Raw genomic sequence first — 22,665 nt, forward strand, 5'->3', positions numbered from 1 at the left:
CTGCATTGTAGGGCTTTTCTTTGCATTCATGATTGGGATATTGCATGAAAATTAAAACAATATACTTCACCATAGCTGCCCTACTCTTTAGCTCATTCGGTACTGCTTCAAATTTACAAAAAGCACAAAGTAAAAACGTGATCTCTAACTATGCCAAAATGCAATACCCCCTCGTATTTGCACATGGCATGATGGGCTTTAATCGCATTGCTATGGATGTTTTGGGCATGGATTATTGGCATCAAATTTTGCCTGATTTAGCACGTAATGGTTCAACCGCTTTTGCTGCCCGCATGTCCCCTTTTAATTCATCAGAAGTCCGTGGCGAACAATATGTCGAACAGCTCAAAGAAGTATGGCAATTACGGGCGCCAAAAAACTCAATTTAATTGGACATAGCCACGGTGCCCATGCAGTGCGCTATGCAGCAGGAGTCATGCCACAACATGTCACTTCTGTTATGACAGTCGCTGGCGCCAATCAAGGCTCAATCGTGGCATCGGATGTGATGAAATTTGCCAGTCAAACTGGTACCTCTGATTTACTAAATACCCTGATTAGTAGTTTTGGCGCTGTGATTATGTGGGCACAGGGTTTGGATGCACATACTTTTCCGCATAACGCTTTAGCTGCAGGTCATAGCACTTCTATTGAAGGCACCGCTGAATTTAATCAACGTTTTACGCTTGGGCTATCTTTAAAGCATTGTGGTGAAGGCAAATATAACGATCAAGGCATTGCGCTATATTCAATAATGGGCACAAACAAATGACCAATGCATTAGATTTCAGTGATGCCGCGATGAAGGCACTGGATTTGATCTCTGCTTCTAAAGCAAGTGCAAATGATGGCATTGTCTCCGTATGTAGTGCGAAATTCGGTAGAACGATTCGAGATGATTTTCCATGGAATCACTTAGATGAGGTGAATTTATTGTTTGGTATCACGGGTATCTTTGCGCCAAACCCTGTCGATGTCTACCGTCAACATGCCAACCGTCTCAAGTTGCAAGGTTTATAAAATTTAGACATAAAAAAATGCGCCAAAAGGCGCATTTTTTCAATTCGATAAAACGTAAAATTACGCTTTACGAGCTGGTAACTTTTCACGAATACGTGCAGCTTTACCAGACAATTCACGTAGGTAGTAAAGTTTAGCACGACGAACGTCACCACGACGTTTCACTTCGATTTTAGCAACGATTGGAGAGTGAGTTTGGAATACACGCTCAACGCCAACACCGCTAGAAATTTTACGTACGGTGAACGCAGAGTTCAGACCACGGTTTTTCTTCGCAATAACAACGCCTTCGAACGCTTGTAGACGCTCACGGTCACCTTCTTTAACTTTTACTTGAACAACTACTGTGTCACCTGGTGCAAAAGCTGGGATGTCTTGTTTAAGCTGAGCATTTTCAACAGCTTGAACTAAAGGATGCTTACCACTCATGGGGTATCTCCAATATGTGTGGGTCAGAAGAGGTCTGAGATCCACTGGGGCTAGAGGCTAAAGCGCATAGACCCGATTAACTTTCCCTTTATGCTTGACCGCTTCAAGACATAAAGAGCCTATTTAAATACTCAGTCTAAAGACCAAGCTTTCATTGCGCCCGAAGCATAAATTAAGATTTATGTTCTGGCAAATCTTTTAGCCATTTTTCCTGCTGTTTGGTCAGCTCCACTTGTTCAACCAGTTCAGGTCGACGTTCAAGTGTACGCTGATAACGTTGCAAAAAACGCCATTTTTCAATATTTGCATGGTGACCTGATTTAAGTACCTCAGGCACATCCAAACCTTCAAAATGGTCAGGCTTGGTATATTGTGGGCAATCTAAAAGACCATCCACAAATGAATCTTGTACATGGGATTGTTCATCGGACATGGCACCCGGAAGTCTCCGGATAATACTGTCCAATAACACCATCGCCGGCAGTTCACCGCCCGATAACACGTAATCTCCAATCGACCATTCCTGATCGACATATTTCTGGATTAAACGTTCATCGACACCTTCATAACGGCCACACAGCACAATTAATCCGTCATATTGAACGAAGTCCTGTACTGCTGGTTCATTTAAGGTTTTTCCTTGCGGTGACATATATACCACAGGAACGTTAACTGCACCCGCTTCATGAGCAAGTTCTTTGGCACGGCGGATTGCTTTTGCCAGTGGCTCAGCCATCATTACCATACCGGGACCACCACCAAATGGACGTTCATCCACCCGTTTGTAGTTACCCTCAGCATAATCGCGAGGATTGATACAATGAATTTGCATCAACTCACGTTGTGCTGCGCGCCCGCTAATACCGAAACGTGTAATCGCTTCAAACATTTCAGGAAAAAGCGTAATGACTGCAAAAAACATCGCAGACTCCCGTATTTCCAAAAATATTAGTAATCTACGCCCCAATTGACATAAATACGACCTGTTTCGAGATCAACGCGTTGTACCACATCTTTATGCCATGGAATCATACGCTCTTCACCATCAATGCTGTCAGCAGTTGCGCGAACCACCATCACATCGTTAGCGCCTGTTTCAAACAGTTCGTGGATTTGACCGAGATTGACTTCCTGTTCCTCATCATCCAGACCTAACACGGTTAGACCTTTTAAATCAGACCAGTAATACTCATCCACACCTGCTTGCGGCAGTTGCGATTTTGAAATCCAGATATTTGCGCCAACCAGACCGTCTGCTGCAGTGCGATCGCTCACACCTTTTAAGCTGACAACCAGGCCTTTGCCATGTGGTTTCCAACGTTTTACATCGACAGTTTGCCAACCTGCTTTGGTCTCAATGTACCAAGGCAGGTAGTCAAACATGTTGCTCATAGGTTCTGTATTGGAATAGACCCAGAGCCACCCATTTAATCCATATGCTGAACGTAGCTGTCCAATCTGAATACGATCTTCGGGTACATTCTGTGTTGGTGTCATGGGCTACCTACTACTTAATTCTTTAAAATTATGCAGCAGCTGCAGCTTTCTTCGCTTGAGCAGCTAAAGAAGCAACACGTTCAGAAGGTTGAGCACCTTGTGCTACCCAGTGAGCAAAACGGTCAGCATCTAAACGAAGTTTTTCTGCTTTACCTTGCGCTGTAGGGTTGAAGAAACCGATACGTTCGATGAAACGACCGTCACGTGGATTGCGGCTATCAGTTACAACGATTTGATAGAATGGACGCTTTTTAGCACCACCGCGAGTAAGACGAATAACTACCATGATACAACCTTATAGTTTTTACGGATTATCCCTGTACCGACCATCGATACATTTCAAACCCCTTTCATAGAGGGCAGTATTTTACGCGAAGTTTGCCCTGAATGAAAGATCAAAAAGTGTTTATCCGCAGTTTTGAATTTATTTATCGGACCAAGCAGAACAAGTATCTGTTGTTACAGGTGAATCCTTACCTTTAAACCAGCATTGGCGGCCTGTTTGATCGAGGCTCAAGCCACCATTCCCTTTTTGTGCAGCTGTTGAAATAGGCAAAGCTGACAGGGTATATGCTTGATTAGATGCATCAATTGACAAATTAATATTGTATAAAGCTTGATGACTTGGAAACGTACCGCTTCCTCCAATACTCGCCAATGTCGCATTTCTATAACTGTGATTCATTGCCTTATAGCTTTGTAAACGCTGTGCCAGTTGCATCAACTCCGTTTGAACTTCTACACGATTAGCACGTACTTTATAACTATTATAAGAAGGCAAAGCGATTGCAGCCAAAATAGCTATGACAGCAACAACAATCATCAGTTCAATTAGTGTAAATCCGTTTTCATGATTACCAACTCTCATTATTTGTAGTCCCACAAGTATATGTTGATACCATATCTGGAGTCCGAGTTTGACAACGTACACCTTCACTGGTCAATAATAAATCATAATTACGTGGTTGTTTTAAGGTCGTACCTGTTTTAGCACGTTCAACACGTATCACCCAGTTTAAACCACGTACAGAACTTGAATCTGCGGTTTCATTACCATCTGCGTCTCTTTGTATAGACAAAGGCTTCTTGGTGGCTAAATCCAATAAAGTAAGGTTGAATTTAGTATCTGAACCATCTACAGGAATTGCTAAAGTACCTGTGGATGGTGCATAACCTGTATATAAGTAGGTTGCATCAAAACCTTTATAGCTGAAGTTTTTAGCTTTGAATTTTTCTAGCTCTGTCGCTATTCGCAATGCTTCCTGCTTTGCTAAAGCAAGATCTTTACGCTCAATATATGCGGCATAACTCGGAATCGCGATGGCTGCAATGATTGCGATCACAACGACCACAATCATTAGCTCAATTAGGGTAAAGCCTTTCTTGAATTGCATACTCCCCCCTTAACGCGACTCATACCAGCGCATTTGCTTGAGTTTTACCTGTGTATTAAACAGCTGGCATTGTGGCAAGTTTTTATTGGCAGGTAAACTACAATCCAATGCAGATGGCTGATCACGATTCACAACTAAGCTCACGGTATTTGGTCCATTTTTAAAGCCTTGACCTAAACCTGTACCCAGAATACCTGCACCGAGTTTCACACGATTTGCTTTGTTGCCAGAACCCGAATAGAAATCGCACTTTCCTGTAGGTAAGCAATATTGATACAAGTAAGAGTCACCCGCTACACCTGCACCACAGTTACCACCAATACCAGTACCATCTCGGTCATACACATTGACATAGAGCATACCATCTAGGGCATACAGGTCATTCATACCTTTATAGCGTCCCACATTATCACTATCAAAGTACGCTTTCCAACCACCATTTAAAGTATTATTTTGACCACGACGTGGCACACCATTATCAAAGTTAAGTTCGGTTAAAGTTTCATCATGAGTATTTAGCGAAGTTGAAGATTTATATAAGTCCTGACGTGCTACATCATTGTCATACACCACAAATACGGCATCATTGGCACTTACTGTGGAGTTTAAACCAGCTAATGGCGAGCTACGGTTACCTGAACTAAAGGCAACTGCAGCAAAGTAGCTCCCATCATCTTGATGAATAGACACACTTGGCATTTCATAGAAACGAGGACTTAAACCCGAACCCTGATGCTCTGTAAACAGACGAACTACGCGTGTTGCAAAGTTTGCTGTGTCTGCTGCGCGGTTATTAAAGTCGACACGGAATGCCTGTCCACCTAAGTCACCAAAATACAGATGATCTGTTAAACCATCACCATCACGATCAATGGCATTAATTTGCGAAACAACGCTGTATTTTAACTCATTGTTTTGAGTAAAACGGCTAGCACCTGTTTTTTCACTCTCACTCGCCCACCAAAGCAAATCACCATTGTGTGCATCAAACATATACACACCATTACCTTTGGTTCCACTTGGATTTGCATTATGAGTTTCATAAACTGAGTCGTAACCACCACCTACAAACATTACAAGTTTGCGCGTATCGCCCCAATTCACATAAGCGAGAGTCGGTTTTGACCAACTTTGCCCCATTTGTTTGAGTGCAGCAGAAGCATTATCAGCATCTGGGTTAATATGGAATTTTAGTTCAGGCTTTTCAATGTCAGTTAAGTCCAGCGCATAGTAACTTTTACCCCCCATACGCAAACCGCCATACACCCACTGCATACCTATCAGATTCTGCGCATCTTCTTCGTCACTTGCTTTACGGCCAGAATCTTTAACCGTTAAAGTCCCATCACTTTTTGAAACATATTGCGTATGTGCTGTCCAAGGGCCATCTACGCCATAAAATAAGTTGTTCTTACCTGAGCCTGTATATTTGCCACTGGCTATAAAGGCATTTTTTTGATTTTTCATCATCTCATGCGGTACAAAAGCAAATACTTCTTTACCATCATCATCTACCACATGTAACGCACCCTGTGTAGACCCAAACATCAGGTAATCTTTACGGCCCGTTGTAGTCAACTTACCACCTACAACCGTAATTTTACCTTCTTGGGTCAGCATGACTGGCGTAGAGTGCATCACGCTTCCAAGCTCTCGGTACTCTGCTTTACTTGCTAAGTCACCCAAACTTACAATATTGTCCGTAATACCTACATCATAGCCCAAGAAATTTAACCAATAATTTTTGTCTGCATCATGCTTAAATTTGGCAACGTCTTCATTATCTGCAAACAAAGTCATTAAGTTAACTTGCGCTAAACTACTTCCTGAGTCTGCGGTATGATCGTCTTTAATGATTCGATTGGTAAATACTTTACGCTTAGAACTTAGGTTACCATTTTCAGCGGTGAGTGTTCCCAGTTCCAATTGCCCTTTGACACCATTAGCCCATAAACCCACAGCATCTTTATTGAGCGCACCCGTACTTAAAATTAAGCGCTGTAAGTTTTTGTCGACCAACTCCCCATTTCTTAAATTGTATTTATTTAAATTCCCCGCCCAAAGCTGGGTATTCTCCTGAGGTTTTGGCTCAAAAGCCGCATAATATCCGTATGGCTGCAACTGAACTGGATTTAAGCTGTCTACTGGAATCGTCGGGCTACCTGTAGCTGTAGCCTGAAAAGTCGCCCCAGCTTTGTCTACAAAATCAAGAATACTGTTTTTAATATCTTCTGAGTTTTCAGCATAGTAGAATCCACCATCACCATATTCTGCACTACCCCACAAACAGGCATTTTTTGCATCTTGATTTGGTGCACTGTCACAATCATAAGTACCATTCGCATTTTTAGTAATACCTGCAAAAGATGAACCAAAACCAACTACCGCTGTTTTAATATTCATATCTGCAGGGTTCTTCTGAGTGTTGGATAATAACGTACGATTACGCAATTTTTTCGCGTAGGCACCTATATATTCCCAACCACCAGTTTCACCCGCAAATAGGTTCGATTTTAGCGGTACTGGTTTGAGACTCGTTGGTGTGCCTGTAAAAGCATAAGCACCATTGGCTAAGGAATGATTCATAATCGTACGTGCCATACTGTCTTTAGTCGAGTTTGGCGCACCGTCTGTTAAGAAATAAATCCCATTGCCATCACAGCTATCGGTCGACCCTCCTGCTTTATACTTATTGCCCTCTTTTGCATCAGAAGTGGAATATACAAAACCACCATTATTATCTATAGGTGTGATGACGGTTGGAGTAAGAGCAGTGTAAGTTGTACGTGTCATATTATAATTTTCTGTATGCAAACCGCCTTGTGGATTTCTAGCACCAGGTAAGGGATCAATACTGCCATCAGCAGGGGCTAAACATCGTCCAGCAGCGACTTCGTTTGCTGTTGCATTTCTAGTCCAAGGGCCACCTGTTGTTCGTCCACATAGTGATGCCCAACTACTGAGTGGACTAGAACCTGAAGGACAGCTTTGCCAATCCCTAAAATTACCATTGCCCCAAAGACTATGAGGACGAACCGTGGCTGATTGGGTTTGTGTACATCTACCAGTACCTAGAGTGGTCGTAGATCGAATCGAAAAAGGACTGGTACGATATGACACAATCCCGATAGTACCACCTTCATACCCCCCCCATACTGTACCTACAATCGGCTCAATATCCATCGGCTCATTATTGACTTTCATCCAACCGCCATAGCGCCAGCCTTCGGGCATCTTAGAAAACACTTCCCACGCAGAGTTCATTGAACCTACTTCATTTTTGAAAGCCGCCTGACTCGTAATTTGTCTCCAACCTGTAGGGCTTGTAGAGTCGGGTTTAAATACACCACCACTTATCGTTCCTGTAGTAACTGTTCTATTATTCCCATCATACCAAGGCCAATTATTGATACATTGCTGTACTGTTGCCCCCAAAGCATTCGTGGTTGTAGTCCCGACCTCTACACAAATAAAATAAGCTTGGGCTGAGCCATTCTGCATGGCCATATAACCATCGTAAATGGTATTGACCTGCCCACTATTTGTACCCGTGCCACCTGTGGTGGTTCCCATCATATAAGCACCTGCTTCTGCATAAGCATGTACGGTTGGGGTACCACTTGCAGCTTTGGTGACATTTGGATAATTTTTACTGGATAGTTTTAGATTTGAATTAGCCGTACCATCTTCATTCGTAATCGTATCCAATGATTTAATTTCTGCAATTTGTCGTGCAATTTTGACTCGTTGAGCCGTGTCTAGTGGTGCATTAGGTACTAAAATACGTCCGGAGTGACCATCAGTGAGTCGATTTGATACATTACCAATGGTTAGCTCTGTTTTAGATGAGAATTGCCCCAACCCCATCACAACATCGGAACCCAACTCATCACTCGCTAGTAATGGTAAAATTGCATCTTTTAAACGAGAGAGTCGATCATATTCTTGTACCCATTGACCATTGATTTGCTTGCGGCAGCCACGCATATAATAATCAACTGAAGTTCCACCAATATTCACAGTCTTTTTGATCGCTGTTCTGTTTGTCACAGGGTCTTTTAAATTATAATGCCACTGATAGATATTGGAAGTTGTAGAGCCGTTATCATGATATTCGGGTACAGTATCTCGACCACATAATGCCTCAGTCACATCACCTGGACTGCCATAGGCATTGTTTTTTGGTAACACCAAAGAACTAATACCCATACTACCTGATGTATCCAACATTAAAAGAATATTGGTTTTACCCTTGGTTGCATCCTTATAAATTTCAATATCACTCGCAACCGAAGTTTGAATACTTCCACACACTGCCAATGTCATCATCATTGACACAGTTGCAGAAAGAACTTTTTTATTAAACTGTTTCATTTGTTAATCCTCACTGATTCTGTTCAACTACGACACTAGTTGCGGCTGACCACCAACTACATAGTCTGCACGTTGCGTGTTATAGGGAATATTTAAATTTTCAAAACAGCGCGATACATCTGCGGCACGCTCTCTAAAACAACCTTCAATTTCTGCTTTACTTGCACTAGAAAAACTTGGCAAGACTGAAATCACGGTGACACTAATACTGTTCGACACCACAGGTAAGCTGCTTGAGCCAATACTGGTGTTTTGAGCTACGTGTGCAAATGGCACCACATTGTCTATATTTTTCTTTAAATAGACTTGCGCCAATACCGCTGAACGCCCTGTCGCAAACTGATTGGCTTTACAATAACCTGTTACCCCAATTTTGGTTTTTGAACCTGTACGGGAAATTGCACTGGCTTGGTTCATAGAAAAAAATGAGCTTTGTGATGCACGGTAGCAAAACACCAACTCATCTTCTGCATTAGCAGCGGAGTTGAAATAGCTATACATACCATCTCGTGCCAATTGACGCTCAACCTGATTTGGATTTTCCAAATTAAATAATGCCGCATTACTATTTTCTAATAACAAAGCCTGTACTTGGCTGTTGGTGGCCAGTCTTAATCCTAAAATCCCAGAACGGACAGCTAATGTACCAACCAGAGTAATTAAAATAAGAATGACCAAAACCACAATTAAGGTTGCACCTTTTTGCTGTTTCATTACGATGCTCCCAATGTATTACGCAAACCAACCACTTGAGTCACCAGTTGACGTATGTATTTTTTATTCAAATTCGCATCACCATCGAACACGACTGCAGTTGCGGCGCCTGGGAGGGTAATGGTTTTATTATTTAAACCAGCATCAGCCCCAATATTAGTCGCCGATCGCGCTACTACAGACACCTGCAAGGAAATCACTTGTAGATAATCTTTTTCTGCGGTAATGGATGACATTAAAGTTTTATATTGATCTATCGTGACATAACGCAATTGATTGTTTTGTGGATTCTTTACCCCTAAGAGGAATTTAAAAGCGTCAATATGCTGCATTAATAATTGTGCATTCGTGCCTAAACCCGTAATAGTGCTATCACCCGCACTGTAATAACCAGAATCACAGTACAATCCATAACGATCCAAGCCATCACTTCCTTGTTGTGAAGTAGGTAACTTTTGGACAAAGTAGCGCTGTACCATGGTTGGGCGGATTGCTTGGGTATCTTCACCGTCTTTGGCTGTAGTAAACTCAATCGAATTACCCTCACAATCAAACATATCTGTATTACTTACCAGTCTTTCGTTGATTTTTTGAGTTTCATCATCTGGGTCGAAATCAAAAGCCTCTTCAATTTGATACTGTGGCACGAACTGAATCACGAGTTGATCGCTATTACCTGTGGTTGCATCTTCTTGTAAGTTCTGCTGACTTAAAGCAACATCATCAATCAAATTCGCATGTAAGCTTGATGGATAGTTTTCTTGGGCAAAAATTACGCCAGAACCTACAATCTTATTATTAATTTTTTGGTTAGACGGGGTGTTTAGGTTGGCGTGTCGCAAGTCATGAGTCAGCATTGCCAAACCAAAATTTGAGTTTTGCTGCACATCGCCCATACCCAACTGAAATCCTAAAGATCGTTGTGCGCTGAGAAAAATAGCAGTTGCTGCACTGACCACCAACAAACCAATTGCCAAGCTAATCATCAGCTCAAGTAAAGTGAAACCTTTCTGAAGCTTAGTCATAGTTATAAGCCTCCATAATTATGCATTGTGCATTTGGGTTATACGCTGTTCCATTGGTACAGTGATTACCCCCACTTCCATTAGTTGCAGTGGTTGTATCCCAAGCCACATATACACATTTTCTTTTCAGGGTCGATCCCTGACAGTCATGTACGGCGATCGACATCCCCAAATCTTCTGCTCGCAATTGCACTTGTTCAAAATCGTAGGCTGCCATTTGACTACTGCTACAGAAATTTGCAGCACAATCCGTTACTGAATTACTTTCTTTATAATCATTTAATCCAGCTCGATTCATGCGGATACGTTCAGATAAATCCCGGGCAATATTCATGGCCTGAATATTTTGACCCGCATCCGCACTGGCTGATACAGCTCTAATCTGCAATGCCGTAAACCCCAAGACTGCAATGCCCAGTAATACCAAGGCTACCAAGACTTCAACCAAGCCAACACCATGTTGATTTCTTATCATTGTTCTAGCCTCATCATATTAATTTGGGCATGTGCTATTTGAGCGTTCATAACGAATCGAACCATTTTTATAAAATTCAATCACCGCTTTTTGGGTGTTATCTTTTTGATGCTGCAAAATAAAACACTCACGATCATTCGCTGAAACTAAAAAGCCAAACATATTGTAGGTCAGGCTATTGACTGGTTTGGTTGCCCAACTGGTATGTTGCTCTGGCAACCACTTGAACTTGCCGTCTGTTACCGAGGCGTCGAGTGCCAACTTCTGTTCTTTCTTAGTAAATACAGCTTCGGAACGTGCCATTGTTGCCAATTCAACAATAGCTCTTGCATCACTATGCAATTGGTTTTTACGAATCATGCTGGTCATTGAAGGAGCCGCTATCATCGCCACAATCGCCAGTACTGCAATCGTGACCATCAATTCAATTAAGGTAAATCCCTGACTTTTTCGCATGCTCTCCCCCTAGGCAAAAATGTTGGCCCAGTTAAAATCATACTTATTAAAGTTACAAAACCTACACAGAACAGATAAAAGGCATAAAAAAGCAGATGACTGTCATATCACAATCATCTGCTTATTTTTAAAAGAAAAATTAGACTGTTATCTATTTCTCAGTTTAAGCCTGAGTTACAGGAATACGTAACTCTTTCGGTAAACTAAAGGTAATGTTCTCTTCACGACCAGCAAGCTCGGCAGGTGCCGTTGCCCCCCAGTCCTGCAAACGCTGAATCACCTGTTTAATTAAAATTTCCGGAGCAGACGCGCCAGCAGTGACACCAATTTTTGTTGTATGATTAAACCAGGCCTGATCCAGCTGATCGGCATTATCGACCAGATACGCCTGTTTGCCCATGCGCTCGGCCAGTTCACGTAAACGGTTCGAATTCGACGAGTTTGGCGACCCGACCACCAGTACCACATCACACTGACTGGCTAAATCACGCACCGCATCCTGACGGTTCTGGGTGGCATAACAGATATCATCTTTACGCGGTCCCTGAATCTGCGGGAATTTCTGGCGCAAGGCATCAATCACTTTGGCGGTATCATCAATCGACAGCGTGGTCTGCGTAACAAACGCGACTTTTTCAGGATGACGCACGCTTAAAGCCGCAACATCTTCTTCATCTTCCACCAGATAAATTTCACCACCATTTTTCTTGTCATATTGACCCATGGTGCCTTCCACTTCAGGATGGCCTTCATGTCCAATTAAAATCGCCTCGACCCCTTCACGGGCATATTTGGTCACTTCAATATGCACCTTGGTCACCAGCGGACAGGTGGCATCAAACACTTTCAGGCCACGGCGCTCAGCTTCCTGCTGGACGGCTTTTGACACGCCATGCGCACTAAAAATCACGATATTGTCGTCTGGCACTTCATCCAGCTCATCTACAAAAATCGCACCGCGTTGGCGTAAGTCATCTACCACGAATTTATTGTGTACTACTTCGTGACGTACATATATAGGGGGGTTAAAACACTCAAGGGCACGATTCACAATTGCAATTGCACGGTCCACACCCGCACAAAAACCACGTGGATTAGCCAATACAATTTCCATAGAACCCTCGATATTCATTTCAACTTTTGCAGACAGATGCGAAATTAATGCAAACAAATAGATGCTTAACTATTTTGTTTAAGCCAGCTCTGCTCTAAAATAGAGAAGATATTTTATCATATCAGGAAAAATATCATGTCGGGTCTCTTGTTTGTCGTTTCTGCAGCTTCAGGAACAGGCAAAACATCCCTTGTTAAAGCCCTGCTTGAACGTGTTAACAATCTGCACGTTTCTGTTTCCCACACGACCCGTGGTCAACGTCCTGGCGAACTGGACGGCGTTCATTACCATTTCACCCAGAAACAGGATTTTATCGACCTAGTGCAACAAGGCGGTTTTATTGAATATGCCGAAGTCTTTGGCAATTATTATGGAACAGCCCAAGCCACAGTCAAAGAACAATTGGCCAAAGGTCACGATGTCCTGCTGGAAATTGACTGGCAAGGTGCGCAGCAGGTGCGCAAACTTTTTCCTGAATCGAAACAGATTTTTATTTTACCGCCAAGCCAGTTTGACTTGCGCCAGCGCCTGTCCAATCGCGGCACCGATGCTGTGGATGTGATTGAACATCGCTTAAGCTGTGCAGTAGAAGATATGCAGCAATATGTCAACTTTGACTATGTGATTATCAATGATGACTTTAATAAAGCCCTGCATGACCTGGAAGCCGTGATTATTGCCAACCGTCTGGTGTTAAGCCAGCAGGCCAACCGTCATCAGGAGTTGATCCAGAAGCTGATTACCCCTACAGCACCCTGATTAAAACTTGAGTCTTCAGGCAAAGCACCTTATACTGCACAGTCTGTTTAAATTTACCATTCAAACGAGAACTCTTATGGCACGCGTCACCGTTGAAGATTGTTTAGACCATGTAGACAACCGCTTTGAGCTTGTACTAGTGGCAAGCAAACGCGCGCGTCAATTGGCACGTCAGGGAATTGAACCTACCGTTGAGTGGGACAACGACAAACCTACCGTTGTTGCTTTACGTGAAATTGCAGAAGGCCACGTTTCTAAAGACATTTTGAAACAACGCGATCAGGACTACCAAACCTCTAGCCTTGACCTTGCACTTTCAGCAAATAACTTGAATTTAGATGGTTTTTCTTTCCAATAAGAAAATACATCCTGAAAAAGCCTAGTTTTTTACTAGGCTTTTTTATTATTTGAACTTTAATAATTGCGCAATAACCGTTATAACATAAGCATCGGAACTCGTAATTACAACGAGCTTTTATTTCGATATTTTCGGTGAAAAAAATTGACAAGTCATGCAATATGTTTTTCATTAGAAGATCAGTTTTTGTGATTGTTACGAGCATTGTAGTTAAAGGTGGTATATGCCAGGCGCAGAGGTCAGCCAAGCCAAACAGCAACTAAATATGATTATCGACGCTTACTTGAGTGAAAGCGATAGCGAGCGCGTGCTTGCGGCCTGTGACTATGCCGATCTGGCGCATGATGGCGTGACCCGTAAAAGCGGCGAGCCTTATATTCTGCATCCGATTGCGGTCAGCTGCATTCTGGCGCACATGCGTTTGGATGCCGAAACCCTGATGGCGGCACTGCTGCATGATGTGATTGAAGATACCGAATTTAGCAAAGAAGATATTACCGAAAAATTTGGCCGTACCGTGGCCGAACTGGTCGATGGCGTCACCAAACTCAGCCATTCCAGCGATAAAGAATACAATAAAGCCGCGTCCTTCCGTAAAATCCTGCAAGCGACCCTGCAAGACCCGCGTGTGATCATTATTAAACTGGCTGACCGCTATCACAATATGACCACGCTGGATGCCTTGCGTCCAGATAAACGCGCCCGCATTGCCCAGGAAACCTTTGATATTTTTGTGCCGATGGCGCGTATTGTCGGTATGAATGAAATGGCCGACAACCTGGAACATCTGTGCTACCAGAATCTTGATCTGGATATGTTCAACAATGTTCAGGCTGCCCTGCTAGAAACCAAGCCGAAACGCTGTGAATATCAGGCCAAATGGGAAAAGAACCTGGCCGAGTTGCTGCAATATCATCAGATTAGCGGCCGGATTAAAAAGAAAAATAACAATATCGAACTGCTCCGTTATTTCGTCAAAAATGACATCGACCTGCAAGAGCTGACTCACAGCCACGCCTTTGAAATTATTCTGCAAAGCATTGCCGACTGTGACCGCTTAGCCGATATTTTACGTGAACATTTTCAGGTGCTGCATTTTGCCGATCATATTCGCCGGCCCTTACCGGGTGGCAACCAGTCGCTGATGCTGCGCCTGAAAGGTGAAGAAACCACCTTATCCTTAACCATTCAAACCGAGCTGATGCGTAAAGCAGCCCGTTTTGGCGTGGTTCTCGGTGAGAATGCACCGCAAGCCTGCCGCTCGGCGATTCAGGCCTCGATGCAAAACCTGAACGTGCTGATTGATGGCGCCTGTGCCAAAACCACCTTTAGCGAGCTGCTGGATTATCTGCATCAGGAAAAAATCTGGGTTTATACCCCGCATGGCCATCTGCATGAATTACCGCAAGGTGCTACCGCAGTTGATTTTGCCTATTCGGCCAGCCTGTTCCTCGGCAACCATGCGGTCGGTGCGAAAATTAATGGAGAAATCAAACCACTATCTACCCCGCTAACCAGCGGTCAGGTGGTGGAAGTGATTACCGATGTTTTAGCGACACCAAACCCGGACTGGCTCAGCTTTATTAACACCCAGAAAGCGCGCCGTGCCCTGCAAAACATTCTGCGTGATCAGGATATTGACGAGCAGCGCCTGGTCGGTGAGCAAGCCCTTAACCGCGCATTGAAACTGTTTAACTGTTCGATTAAAGATTTAAGCGAAGACGACTGGATTAACCTGTTGCAATGGCGTCATATCGACAGTAAAGAACGCCTGTTTGAACAGATTGCAGTCGGTGACCTGTTACCGCAACTGGTGGCCAACCATCTCTATTCACAGGACAGCAGCTCGGAAGTTTCGGATCGTCTGATTCAGGGCACCGAAGGCATTGATGTTAAATATGCGCATTGCTGTAATCCGGTGCTTGGCGATCCGATTCAGGGCCATTTATCCCGCCGTGGTTTAATTGTGCATCGCGCGCGTTGCCATAACCTGCTGCATGAACAGCATCTGCATCCGGAAAATATCATGCCGCTACAGTGGAACTCGGATGACGTCGATGACGTCAGTTTCACCGCCTATTTATGCATTGATATTGAAATGAATGATGAGCAGATTTCTGACCTGATCTATCAATGCCGTAAGGCCAAGACCGGGGTGGAAATGGTCCGTAGCCACGATGCCAAGACTTATGTCAATATTGTGGTGAACAACCGTAAGCAGATTGCCCAGATTATTCGCGACCTGCGCATGCATTTTGGCTTCCCGCGGATTATCCGTCTGGAACTGCCGCCCAATATTGCCGAAACATCCAAGGCCTGTTAATCATGATACGATAGGCCTGAGCCTGCCCGGCTAATCGTTTATGCTGTCCATACTTATAAAAGGAGAAATCGATGTCCCGCCAAGTGATCCATACTGAAAATGCGCCTGCTGCCATTGGTACATATTCTCAAGCCATTTTAGTTGGCAATACCGTGTACCTGTCAGGACAGATTGGCCTTGATCCTTACAGCATGGAACTGGTTGAAGGCATTGAAGCGCAAATCCGTCGTGTTTTTGACAACCTGAAAGCCGTCTGTGAAGCCGCAGGTGGCACGCTGGCTGATATTGCCAAACTGAACATCTACCTGACCGACTTATCCAATTTCCAGTTGGTGAACCAGATTATGGGTGAATATTTTGCCCAGCCATATCCAGCGCGTGCCGCTTTAGGTGTGGCCAGCCTACCCAAAGGTGCACTGGTTGAAATGGATGGCGTGGTAATTATTAATCAATAACTTAGCTGTACAAAAAAGATACCATCGATAAGATGGTATTTTTTTATTCAAAAACCCAATCACAACAAATGAATTTTCAAATGATTTTTATTGACAAACGATAATAATTATCAATAATAACACTTATCTTATTTAATTCTTCATGGTTGTATCAATGTACGTTTGCTTGTGCCGTGGTATTACAGATCAAGACATTAAAGACGCCGTAGCGAATGGTGCTGAAAGCTATCGCGAAATTCGTGACCTGCTCGATCTGGGAACCTGCTGTGGCCGCTGTGCCCCTGAAGCACGTGCCATTATTAGCGATGAGGTGGCCGAACTTGCTGGCCGTCTCGCAGTTGCTGCCTAATTCCAATAAGAATAAATCCTTCGGTCCGTGGGCCGACTCTCCTCCCCCGCTTCTGACTCAGGCGGGTTTTTATTGCCCGACCGGGCATTGCTGCCGAATCACATTGATGACGATTTTCATTTGCTGTTCAATAAATTACTCGCCATCCTCCATCATCTTGTTTAAGATAAAGCTCTAGATTGCCTTAAAACTGTTTAGGGCAGAAATTGTGAGATGGAGTAGTGCAATGAAAGGCAATCGTGAGGTGATTAATCAGCTGAATCAGGTGCTGTATCATCATTTAACCGCTATTAACCAGTATTTTTTACATTCGCGCATGTTTAATGACTGGGGCATTGAGCAACTCGGTTCGGCGGAATATAAAGAATCAATTCGTCAAATGAAACATGCCGATAAAATTATCGAGCGGATTTTATTTCTAGAAGGTCTGCCGAATCTGCAACATCTGGGCAAACTGTATATTGGTCAGCACACGGTTGAAGTGCTGAACTGTGATGTCCGTAAAGTCAAAGAAAATATTGAAGCCATTCAGAAAGCCGTCGTTTTGGCTGAACAGGAAATGGATTATGTGACCCGTGATCTGGTTCAGGAAATTCTGGAAAAAGAAGAAGAATATCTAGACTGGGCAACCACGCAACTGGATTTAACTGAATCTGTCGGTATTGAAAACTATATTCAGAGTCAGCTCTAAGCTCAATTAAAAAGATTAACTGCATAAAAAAGACCGGAAGTCCGGTCTTTTTTATGGATTGAGCAATGTGTTTCAAATCCCAAACAGCAGCCTTAAAAATCAGAAGATAATTTACGGCTCTTTGCTGATTTCTGCCCCATCCAGCAAGCTGTCATAATCCACCTCGACCTTTCGTAAGATCTTTAACAGCTCCAGCTGCTGTTTGGCTTCGGCTTCATAGCCATTAAAGGCCAGCACTCGGGCATATTTAAGCAGGTCATACTGGGTTGGATAATTCAGCACAATCTCATGAATCTGCTGTAATTGCTCCGGACTCTGCTGGCTATACGGATTCAGACGAATCCAGGCAATGCGGCGGTTAAATTCCTCGAGCAGATAAATCTGATCCTGATTGATGATTTTTTCCGGTGTCTTTTCATAACGCACCGATTGATTTAGCTTCGGTACCATCAACTCATAATCACGATAAATCAGCAATAACAGGACTAATCCCACTCCAAAGCCAACCCGCATGAATATTGGCGATAACTGCACACCAGCATTTGGACGTTGCGACTGCACAATCCCCAAAATAAAACCGGCGGGCAGCAGAAAATAGGCATAGTTCTGCGGGAATTCCAGCATGGCATGAATCAGGAAGGCACCCAGCATCAACAGGCTAATCACCGAAATGGTCGAATTCACCTGCCGATGCAGCTGATAGCCCCAATAGGCCAGATAAGCCAACAATGGCAAGCCAATCAGCAGACCATTCCAGAGCAGAAGATCGAGCACCACATTGTGAGCGCTACGAATCCATACCGGTCCCTGGAAAAATTCACTGATGGTGGTGTAAGCAACACTGGTCTGATGCCAGCCATAGCCAAACCAGGGCTGATGGGCAATGGCATGCAGCATTTGCTCCCAGATTGCCAGCCGCGACATATCACCGGTAGCACGCTGTACCACATCACGAGACTGTACCGCTATATCTGCGATTTGTGAGAGTAGTTGACTTACGGAAGGGGCAATAAAGATCAAACCAACAAAAGTTGCAAACCAGAGCGCGCTATAGAGCCATTTCAGGCGGATATAGCCTTGGTATTGCTGATAACCGAGATAAGCCAGAATACACAGCGAGGCGACCCAAGAGGTACGCGATTGACTTAGCACCACCCCGCTTAAGATCACCAAACCAGTTACAACCAAAAGTGCTGTTTTCAGTTTCTGTTTTTCATACAGATATAAACAGGCCATTAAGGACATGACCAGAAAGGTCGCCATATTATTCGGCTGGGCAAAGTTGGCATAAGGGCGCTGGCCAGTACGAATATCGACTATAAACGGGAAATACTGGTCGATGGTGAGCCATTGGCAAATGGCCATGAGACCGGTTAGGGTGCCGACACCTAAAAAGACAAAACTTAAACCTGTAAATATTTTTTCTCGCTGCGCAGCATCTACGGTCAGGTTATAGCCCAGTACAATCGCCAACCAAAAGCCAAAGATATACAGGCTGCTAAATAGCGCTTTATCAAAAAAGAACAGCAAACCACAGGCCCATTGGATAAATGGAACAGCGGTTAAGGCCAGTAAAGGCAGGCTTATTTTTGGAAGAGTCAGTTTTTCTTTTAGGAAAATAGCCGCCAAAGCGAACAGCGCAAGAAAAGCATATAGCTCGCCGGTATAGGTGACCCAGGGACGGTAATGAATGGGAAGGAGCCAGGCGAGGGAGATAAAGATACTGGCGAGAAGCAAGAGGAAAAATTTCATGCTGCAAAAGTTGAGAAAAAGATGAGCTATGATAATCAAAAAAGCAGCTGAGGGAGCCACTATTTAATTATTTAGCGATTGTAGTTTTGCATTGATATTAATATTTCTAATGAACCTTCCCCTTATTCAAGAAACAATAAAAAACCTAAAAAACTGACAATTTACGTCAGTTACTTACATATATTTACAGAAAAATTTTTCCACTCCAATTTATATATAAGCAAAGTATTGATTTTTTATAGAATAAGTCGCTAACATAGTTTGGCACACTTTGTGCAAACTATAAATTAGCTTACAAAGCTTATAATTAAATTAACAAAACATTTGTGGAGAATGTTATGAACGCTCAAAAAGGTTTCACCCTTATTGAATTAATGATTGTTGTAGCAATTATCGGTATTCTTGCTGCAATCGCGATCCCTGCTTATCAAAACTATATTGCTCGTTCTCAATTTTCTGAGTCTCAAGTACTGTTATCAGGTTTAAAATCTGCCGTTCAAGAAAAAGTTGATCAAGGCACTAGCTATGTTGCCAGTAGTGCAACAGACAATCCTTTAGGCGCTGGATTAGAAGGGAAATATGGGGATATCACCTATGGTGCATATACAAGTGGCACGAGCACTGATGCTAAGGCTCTATATACATTTGATGCAACTGGTGTAAACGCTAAGCTTGCTAACGTAGCAGTTTTATTTACATACACCCCATCTACAACAGGTTCAAATGGCACATGGGCTTGTGTAACAAACGCACCTGCAGAAATTTCAGGTAATTGTACTAGTCAAGCAACTGCACCTACTCTTTAATATATAAACTTAAAAAAACACATCAAATTTGATGTGTTTTTTTATTTCAATCCAAAATTTTCTAACAACAGCGAATTGCACTTTTCCAGCAGTTTTTCATAATCTTCTTTCAGCTGCTCATAATCATTTTTCACCGCTTTAGTTTTGTTTTTTGCTTGTTCAACCTGTTGTGTAGGCGAAAGTACATTTTGTCCTGCTTGCTGCGCAGCCTGCTCAATTGCCTCAATTAATGCAGCATGACGGCTTTTTTTAATCGAACCTCGTTTACGTCCTGCTTCAAGTGCCACGGTGTCATTATTAATGACAGAACCTTTGGGTAATAAGTTCAGCTTATTAGTCTTTAAACTCTCTTAAGTATCACAATATTCAATCCAATACAGTTAATTAATTAAAAAAATCACCCCAGAATAATCGGCTTATTCCCCAGCTCATTGGCTTCATCCTGAATTTTCCGGTCATAAAAACCATCCAGAATCATGCCAATTTCTTTAACACCCAAGATCACGGCCTGCTGATACTCTCTTTGCGCTAGGCCATACACCATTTTCTGGCAAATCTCATCCCAGACCTGCTGCTCAGTGGCATACTTAATACCACGGTCAATCACAATCTCGACTTTACGCTCACACAGGTTTAAATACAGCAGCACACCGCTGTTATATTCCGTATCCCAGACACCCAGTTCAGCAAACAGTTGTCGTGCGCGGGTACGCGTATCCAGATAATAGGCCAAACGCGAAGGCAGACAGCCTTCAATCACCACCTGAATTTCGCCAATATGGCCATGCTCAGCTTCTGTGACCGCTTGTGCAATCGCGTACTGGTCCTGCTGGTTAAAAAAGCGCTTGGTCGCCGGCATATAGAAAAAATGCCTGAACCAGCGTTTTAAACTGGGTTGGCTCAGCTCCTGAGTTTTCGGCTGGGTAATAATTTCGGTTGTATCTGTTGTGGTTACCATGATCCTGATGCCCCTCCCCCGCCAAAGCCGCCGCCTCCGCCGCTATATCCACCGCCTCCACCAAAGCCGCCGCCTCCACCGCCACGACCGGCCGAGGCCAGGAAAATATGAAAAATCGCTTGTGCCAGCGCGGTAATGAGTAAAAAGAAAATTCCAAGGCCCATCAATAAACTGGTGAATATGCCTACACCATTGACCAGCCCCGCCACCGTAGCCGCCACCGCAGCGGTTGAAGCGCTGAGACGTTTACCAACAATATAAGAGCCAATCACCCCGGCAATTAAAATAAAAATTACTGTATTAAAAGTTTTTCCCCGTGCCTGCTGCTCACGCAGTGCCTGTTGCTGGCGTTCCTGCAGCTCTTTAGCCGCATTGGCCGCTACGTCCGGGTCCATATTCAAAATACGTTCAATTTCGGCCAGACCGGCTTCAATGCCGCTGGCATATTGCGCCTGTTTAAAATACGGCGTGATCTGGTTGTTGATAATCCGGCCCAGCACAATATCGGGTAATACCCCTTCCAGACCATAACCGGTTAAAATCTGAATACGGCGATCATTCACTGCAATTGCCATTAACAAGCCATTGTCATATTTGGCCGAGCCCAACTGCCATTGTTCTGCGACCCGCATGGCAAAATCAAAAATATCTTCCTGACCGGTGGTCGGGACAATCACCACCCCAATTTGTGCTTTACCCTGCTGATGCAGCGCTAAAATCCGCTGGCTAATCGCCTGTTTCTGCGCTGCACTCAGCAAATTGGCCTGATCAATCACCGGTTCATTTAAAGTCGGCAAGCCGCGGATGGACTCCCCTTCTGCCATATCATTGGCAATCACCGGTTGTTCAGCACTTGCCTCAGATGCAGCGGCTGCCTGACTCTGATGACGAGCATTGGCCGCGCGTTGCTGTTCCTGAATGATGCGCGCTGCCGCCAGATCATCTGCCGAACCAGTGGCAGTCGTGTCTGCCAAGCTGAGTGAACTGAGCAATAGCGCACAGCACAACAGCAGGCTGTGCAGTATCCACCGGATGAGAGCAGTAATTGAATCAGGCATGATCCGCGGCTCCTTGGGGCGTGGGATTATTCAAACGACACGGTCGGTGCAGTTTGCGCGTTTTGATCGGCACTAAAGTTTGGCTTGGTGTCCATACCAATCACTTTTGCAGTCATCACCTGCGGGAACTGGCGTGAATAGGCATTAAAGTCCTGCACCGTGGTGATATAACGGTTACGCGCCACGGCAATACGGTTTTCGGTGCCTTCAAGCTGCACCTGCAAATCCCGGAACTGCTGATTGGCTTTTAAATCCGGATAATTTTCTGATACCGCAATTAAACGCGACAACGCCCCGGTCATTTGCGCTTGCGCTTCCTGATAGCGCTGGAACAGAGCCGGATCTTCAAGCACCGCCTGATCGACTTTTAAGCCGGCCACATTGGCACGTGCCTGGGTCACTTCAGTCAACACCTGCTCTTCATGTGCGGCATAGCCTTTCACCACATTGACCAGGTTCGGCACCAGATCGGCACGGCGCTGATACTGGTTTTGTACTTCCGACCAGGCCGCCGTTACGGCTTCATCTTTGACCTGTAAGGTGTTATAGCCACAGCCACTCAGGGTCAAGCTGCTGCTGAGCGCCAGCATCAGCAGTGTTTTTTTCATCAAGTTCATGCCTTATCCTCTAATTATTTATTTGTATTTGTTCAATAATT

24 protein-coding genes and 1 pseudogene are annotated in these 22,665 nt (G+C 43.9%); 8 read left to right on the forward strand and 17 right to left on the reverse strand.

Translation table 11 applies throughout. The features are described 5' to 3' along the window. Positions 1-44: 44 nt before the first annotated feature. Positions 45-1,020: pseudogene (locus VF685_RS04805) on the forward strand (esterase/lipase family protein). 60 nt (positions 1,021-1,080) lie between these two features. On the opposite strand, the gene rplS reads toward VF685_RS04805, so the two are convergent. From rplS to ispH, 12 genes are all read right to left on the reverse strand, one after another. Continuing rightward, positions 1,081-1,449, reverse strand: a complete 369-nt coding sequence (rplS, locus tag VF685_RS04810) for a 50S ribosomal protein L19 (protein WP_104500703.1) — start codon at positions 1,447-1,449, stop codon at positions 1,081-1,083. A 172-nt stretch (positions 1,450-1,621) separates the two neighbouring features. After that, a complete protein-coding gene (gene trmD, locus VF685_RS04815) occupies positions 1,622-2,371 on the reverse strand; it encodes a tRNA (guanosine(37)-N1)-methyltransferase TrmD (protein ID WP_440203569.1) in 750 nt (249 codons plus the stop codon). 26 nt (positions 2,372-2,397) lie between these two features. Continuing rightward, positions 2,398-2,946: a ribosome maturation factor RimM gene (gene rimM, locus VF685_RS04820; RefSeq protein WP_016658481.1), complete on the reverse strand. Its 549-nt coding sequence runs from the start codon at positions 2,944-2,946 to the stop codon at positions 2,398-2,400. Between the two features lie 28 nt (positions 2,947-2,974). Then, positions 2,975-3,232 carry a 30S ribosomal protein S16 gene (gene rpsP, locus VF685_RS04825; RefSeq protein ID WP_004809941.1) on the reverse strand — a complete coding sequence of 86 codons (258 nt, stop codon included), beginning with the start codon at positions 3,230-3,232 and terminating at the stop codon, positions 2,975-2,977. 138 nt (positions 3,233-3,370) lie between these two features. Further along, positions 3,371-3,814, reverse strand: coding sequence for a type IV pilin protein (locus VF685_RS04830; RefSeq protein ID WP_440203570.1), 444 nt, complete (start codon positions 3,812-3,814; stop codon positions 3,371-3,373). Beyond that, entirely contained in the window at positions 3,801-4,340 is a 540-nt protein-coding gene (locus tag VF685_RS04835; RefSeq protein WP_208012133.1) for a type IV pilin protein, read from the reverse strand. Before VF685_RS04835 ends, VF685_RS04830 begins: the two co-directional genes overlap by 14 nt. A gap of 9 nt (positions 4,341-4,349) precedes the next feature. Beyond that, positions 4,350-8,714: a pilus assembly protein gene (locus VF685_RS04840; RefSeq protein ID WP_440203571.1), complete on the reverse strand. Its 4,365-nt coding sequence runs from the start codon at positions 8,712-8,714 to the stop codon at positions 4,350-4,352. Positions 8,715-8,741: 27 nt separating this feature from the next. Continuing rightward, positions 8,742-9,428 carry a pilus assembly protein PilX gene (locus VF685_RS04845; protein ID WP_440203572.1) on the reverse strand — a complete coding sequence of 229 codons (687 nt, stop codon included), beginning with the start codon at positions 9,426-9,428 and terminating at the stop codon, positions 8,742-8,744. Next, positions 9,428-10,453 carry a PilW family protein gene (locus VF685_RS04850; RefSeq protein WP_163170431.1) on the reverse strand — a complete coding sequence of 342 codons (1,026 nt, stop codon included), beginning with the start codon at positions 10,451-10,453 and terminating at the stop codon, positions 9,428-9,430. Before VF685_RS04850 ends, VF685_RS04845 begins: the two co-directional genes overlap by 1 nt. Further along, positions 10,446-10,928 (reverse strand): type IV pilus modification protein PilV, encoded by a 483-nt coding sequence (gene pilV / locus VF685_RS04855; protein ID WP_440203573.1) that lies wholly within the window; start codon positions 10,926-10,928, stop codon positions 10,446-10,448. Before pilV ends, VF685_RS04850 begins: the two co-directional genes overlap by 8 nt. An 18-nt stretch (positions 10,929-10,946) precedes the next feature. After that, a complete protein-coding gene (locus tag VF685_RS04860) occupies positions 10,947-11,384 on the reverse strand; it encodes a pilus assembly FimT family protein (protein ID WP_440203574.1) in 438 nt (145 codons plus the stop codon). A gap of 163 nt (positions 11,385-11,547) precedes the next feature. Further along, entirely contained in the window at positions 11,548-12,498 is a 951-nt protein-coding gene (gene ispH, locus VF685_RS04865) for a 4-hydroxy-3-methylbut-2-enyl diphosphate reductase (protein WP_253096685.1), read from the reverse strand. A gap of 135 nt (positions 12,499-12,633) precedes the next feature. Here ispH and gmk point away from each other — a divergent pair, with 135 nt between their 5' ends. The 6 genes from gmk to bfr all read left to right on the forward strand — a co-directional run bounded on the left by gmk (position 12,634) and on the right by bfr (position 17,433). Further along, the gene (gene gmk, locus VF685_RS04870) at positions 12,634-13,257 is read left to right on the forward strand and encodes a guanylate kinase (RefSeq protein ID WP_045795273.1); all 624 of its coding nucleotides are present in this window, start codon (positions 12,634-12,636) and stop codon (positions 13,255-13,257) included. A 76-nt stretch (positions 13,258-13,333) separates the two neighbouring features. Next, a complete protein-coding gene (rpoZ, locus tag VF685_RS04875) occupies positions 13,334-13,615 on the forward strand; it encodes a DNA-directed RNA polymerase subunit omega (RefSeq protein ID WP_004809957.1) in 282 nt (93 codons plus the stop codon). Between the two features lie 223 nt (positions 13,616-13,838). After that, complete coding sequence (locus VF685_RS04880) at positions 13,839-15,938, forward strand: RelA/SpoT family protein (RefSeq protein WP_104498093.1); 2,100 nt, start codon at positions 13,839-13,841, stop codon at positions 15,936-15,938. A gap of 71 nt (positions 15,939-16,009) precedes the next feature. Then, positions 16,010-16,393, forward strand: a complete 384-nt coding sequence (locus tag VF685_RS04885; protein ID WP_005180461.1) for a RidA family protein — start codon at positions 16,010-16,012, stop codon at positions 16,391-16,393. 154 nt (positions 16,394-16,547) lie between these two features. Then, entirely contained in the window at positions 16,548-16,742 is a 195-nt protein-coding gene (locus tag VF685_RS04890) for a bacterioferritin-associated ferredoxin (protein ID WP_034597991.1), read from the forward strand. 226 nt (positions 16,743-16,968) lie between these two features. Beyond that, positions 16,969-17,433 (forward strand): heteropolymeric bacterioferritin subunit Bfr, encoded by a 465-nt coding sequence (bfr, locus tag VF685_RS04895; RefSeq protein ID WP_005180468.1) that lies wholly within the window; start codon positions 16,969-16,971, stop codon positions 17,431-17,433. Between the two features lie 111 nt (positions 17,434-17,544). Here bfr and VF685_RS04900 read toward each other — a convergent pair whose 3' ends face one another. Continuing rightward, complete coding sequence (locus tag VF685_RS04900) at positions 17,545-19,185, reverse strand: Wzy polymerase domain-containing protein (RefSeq protein WP_440203575.1); 1,641 nt, start codon at positions 19,183-19,185, stop codon at positions 17,545-17,547. A 338-nt stretch (positions 19,186-19,523) separates the two neighbouring features. Between VF685_RS04900 and VF685_RS04905 the strand changes: the two genes are divergently transcribed. Beyond that, the gene (locus tag VF685_RS04905; protein WP_440203576.1) at positions 19,524-19,991 is read left to right on the forward strand and encodes a pilin; all 468 of its coding nucleotides are present in this window, start codon (positions 19,524-19,526) and stop codon (positions 19,989-19,991) included. A gap of 41 nt (positions 19,992-20,032) precedes the next feature. Here VF685_RS04905 and VF685_RS04910 read toward each other — a convergent pair whose 3' ends face one another. From VF685_RS04910 to VF685_RS04925, 4 genes are all read right to left on the reverse strand, one after another. Beyond that, positions 20,033-20,320 carry a hypothetical protein gene (locus VF685_RS04910; RefSeq protein ID WP_440203581.1) on the reverse strand — a complete coding sequence of 96 codons (288 nt, stop codon included), beginning with the start codon at positions 20,318-20,320 and terminating at the stop codon, positions 20,033-20,035. Between the two features lie 68 nt (positions 20,321-20,388). Beyond that, entirely contained in the window at positions 20,389-20,949 is a 561-nt protein-coding gene (locus tag VF685_RS04915; protein ID WP_440203577.1) for a TPM domain-containing protein, read from the reverse strand. After that, entirely contained in the window at positions 20,943-22,007 is a 1,065-nt protein-coding gene (locus VF685_RS04920) for a TPM domain-containing protein (protein ID WP_440203578.1), read from the reverse strand. Before VF685_RS04920 ends, VF685_RS04915 begins: the two co-directional genes overlap by 7 nt. A 26-nt stretch (positions 22,008-22,033) precedes the next feature. After that, positions 22,034-22,624 (reverse strand): LemA family protein, encoded by a 591-nt coding sequence (locus VF685_RS04925; RefSeq protein ID WP_005180484.1) that lies wholly within the window; start codon positions 22,622-22,624, stop codon positions 22,034-22,036. Between the last annotated feature and the right edge of the window lie 41 nt (positions 22,625-22,665).

Origin of the sequence: Acinetobacter sp. Brlt_5 (assembly GCF_051949055.1) — a bacterium.
GTDB lineage: Bacteria > Pseudomonadota > Gammaproteobacteria > Pseudomonadales > Moraxellaceae > Acinetobacter > Acinetobacter indicus.

Excerpts from the sequence above, each read along its gene's own strand:
- rplS (WP_104500703.1), bottom strand. The coding sequence starts at position 1,449 with ATGAGTGGTAAGCATCCTTTAGTTCAAGCTGTTGAAAATGCTCAGCTT.
- trmD (WP_440203569.1), bottom strand. The coding sequence starts at position 2,371 with ATGTTTTTTGCAGTCATTACGCTTTTTCCTGAAATGTTTGAAGCGATT.
- rimM (WP_016658481.1), bottom strand. The coding sequence starts at position 2,946 with ATGACACCAACACAGAATGTACCCGAAGATCGTATTCAGATTGGACAG.
- rpsP (WP_004809941.1), bottom strand. The coding sequence starts at position 3,232 with ATGGTAGTTATTCGTCTTACTCGCGGTGGTGCTAAAAAGCGTCCATTC.
- VF685_RS04830 (WP_440203570.1), bottom strand. The coding sequence starts at position 3,814 with ATGAGAGTTGGTAATCATGAAAACGGATTTACACTAATTGAACTGATG.
- VF685_RS04835 (WP_208012133.1), bottom strand. The coding sequence starts at position 4,340 with ATGCAATTCAAGAAAGGCTTTACCCTAATTGAGCTAATGATTGTGGTC.
- VF685_RS04840 (WP_440203571.1), bottom strand. The coding sequence starts at position 8,714 with ATGAAACAGTTTAATAAAAAAGTTCTTTCTGCAACTGTGTCAATGATG.
- VF685_RS04845 (WP_440203572.1), bottom strand. The coding sequence starts at position 9,428 with ATGAAACAGCAAAAAGGTGCAACCTTAATTGTGGTTTTGGTCATTCTT.
- VF685_RS04850 (WP_163170431.1), bottom strand. The coding sequence starts at position 10,453 with ATGACTAAGCTTCAGAAAGGTTTCACTTTACTTGAGCTGATGATTAGC.
- pilV (WP_440203573.1), bottom strand. The coding sequence starts at position 10,928 with ATGATAAGAAATCAACATGGTGTTGGCTTGGTTGAAGTCTTGGTAGCC.
- VF685_RS04860 (WP_440203574.1), bottom strand. The coding sequence starts at position 11,384 with ATGCGAAAAAGTCAGGGATTTACCTTAATTGAATTGATGGTCACGATT.
- ispH (WP_253096685.1), bottom strand. The coding sequence starts at position 12,498 with ATGGAAATTGTATTGGCTAATCCACGTGGTTTTTGTGCGGGTGTGGAC.
- gmk (WP_045795273.1), top strand. The coding sequence starts at position 12,634 with ATGTCGGGTCTCTTGTTTGTCGTTTCTGCAGCTTCAGGAACAGGCAAA.
- rpoZ (WP_004809957.1), top strand. The coding sequence starts at position 13,334 with ATGGCACGCGTCACCGTTGAAGATTGTTTAGACCATGTAGACAACCGC.
- VF685_RS04880 (WP_104498093.1), top strand. The coding sequence starts at position 13,839 with ATGCCAGGCGCAGAGGTCAGCCAAGCCAAACAGCAACTAAATATGATT.
- VF685_RS04885 (WP_005180461.1), top strand. The coding sequence starts at position 16,010 with ATGTCCCGCCAAGTGATCCATACTGAAAATGCGCCTGCTGCCATTGGT.
- VF685_RS04890 (WP_034597991.1), top strand. The coding sequence starts at position 16,548 with ATGTACGTTTGCTTGTGCCGTGGTATTACAGATCAAGACATTAAAGAC.
- bfr (WP_005180468.1), top strand. The coding sequence starts at position 16,969 with ATGAAAGGCAATCGTGAGGTGATTAATCAGCTGAATCAGGTGCTGTAT.
- VF685_RS04900 (WP_440203575.1), bottom strand. The coding sequence starts at position 19,185 with ATGAAATTTTTCCTCTTGCTTCTCGCCAGTATCTTTATCTCCCTCGCC.
- VF685_RS04905 (WP_440203576.1), top strand. The coding sequence starts at position 19,524 with ATGAACGCTCAAAAAGGTTTCACCCTTATTGAATTAATGATTGTTGTA.
- VF685_RS04915 (WP_440203577.1), bottom strand. The coding sequence starts at position 20,949 with ATGGTAACCACAACAGATACAACCGAAATTATTACCCAGCCGAAAACT.
- VF685_RS04920 (WP_440203578.1), bottom strand. The coding sequence starts at position 22,007 with ATGCCTGATTCAATTACTGCTCTCATCCGGTGGATACTGCACAGCCTG.
- VF685_RS04925 (WP_005180484.1), bottom strand. The coding sequence starts at position 22,624 with ATGAACTTGATGAAAAAAACACTGCTGATGCTGGCGCTCAGCAGCAGC.